We start from the raw sequence: 1,229 nt of genomic DNA, 5'->3' as shown, positions 1-1,229 counted from the left end.
GTGGTGGACGGGACGCTGTTCCTGGGCTCCGAGGGCTACCTGCGCGACGTGCTCTGGAACTTCCGCGTCCCCACCGAGGACCCGCGCACGGTGCGCATTGAAATCAACGCGCACCAGTGGTCGTGGGAGGCGCGCTACGCGGGCGGGGACGGGACGTTCGGGACGAAGGACGACGTGGTGACGTGGAACGACCTGCGCGTGCCGGCGGGCGTGCCCGTCTGGGTGCAGCTCGTCTCCACGGACGTGGTGCACGGGTTCTCGTTGCCGGCCTTCCGCGTGAAGCTGGACGCGATTCCCGGCCGCGTGAACCAGACCTGGTTCCAGGCGGCGCGCGAGGGGGCGTGGGAGGTGGCCTGCTATCAGCACTGCGGCACCAGCCACTACCGGATGCGCGGCATGTTGTCCGCGATGACGCCCGAGGCCTACGCGTCCTGGCTGCGCGAGGCGGGCCGGCAGGCCGTGCAGGCCTACGACGCGGACGACGCGGCGGCGCACTGGGGCTGGGCCTGGAGGACGCCATGAAGCCGGGTGACCTGTTGCGGTCCCTGTGGACGACGGACCCCCGGCGCGTGGCGAAGCAGTACCTGTGGGGCGGGTTCCTGTTCCTGCTGGTGGGCGGCCTTTTGGCCATGCTCATCCGCTTCCAGTGGGCGTGGCCGGGGCAGCCGGTGCCGGGGCTCGCGTGGGCCCTGCCCGAGTCGAAGGGCGCGCTGACGCCCCCGGCGTACACGGCCGTGTTCACGATGCACGGCCTGCTGATGATCTTCTTCGCGGTGACGCCGCTGCTGTTCGGAGCACTGGGGCACTTCGTGTTGCCGCTGGCCATCGGCTCGCCGCGGATGGCGTTCCCCCGGCTGTCGGCGTTCGGGTTCTGGGCTTACGCGGTGGGCGGCGCGTTGATGCTCGCGTCGTTCGGGGTGCGGCTGGGCGCGGCGAGCGCGGGGTGGACGTCCTATCCGCCGCTGTCGACGCCGGCCTTCACGCCGGGCCTGGGCCAGACGCTGGTGACGGTGGCGGTGCTGTGCGTGGGCGTGTCCGCGTTCCTCTACGGGCTCAACTTCGTCGTCACGGTGGTGCGCTGCCGGGCGCCGGGGATGACGTGGGGGCGGCTGCCGCTGGTGGTGTGGGGGCTGTTCTACGGCGCGGTGCTCAACGTGCTGTTCGTGCCGGTGCTGGCGGCGGCCACGGGGCTGCTGCTGCTGGACCGGGTGGCGGGCACGCAGTTCTTC

At 71.8% G+C, this 1,229-nt stretch carries 2 protein-coding genes; both read left to right on the top strand.

Translation table 11 applies throughout. From position 1 onward, the window contains the following. A partial coding sequence (locus D7V93_RS43180) for a cytochrome c oxidase subunit II (RefSeq protein ID WP_504739603.1) occupies positions 1 to 522 on the top strand: 522 nt, incomplete at its 5' end. Further along, positions 519 to 1,229 (top strand): cbb3-type cytochrome c oxidase subunit I (locus D7V93_RS43175; protein WP_208723353.1); only part of this gene is annotated, 711 nt, incomplete at its 3' end. The genes D7V93_RS43180 and D7V93_RS43175, both read left to right, overlap by 4 nt.

It is taken from the genome of Corallococcus llansteffanensis (genome assembly GCF_003612055.1).
Classification (GTDB): domain Bacteria; phylum Myxococcota; class Myxococcia; order Myxococcales; family Myxococcaceae; genus Corallococcus; species Corallococcus llansteffanensis.
This window is presented reverse-complemented; position numbering and strand designations above follow the sequence as displayed.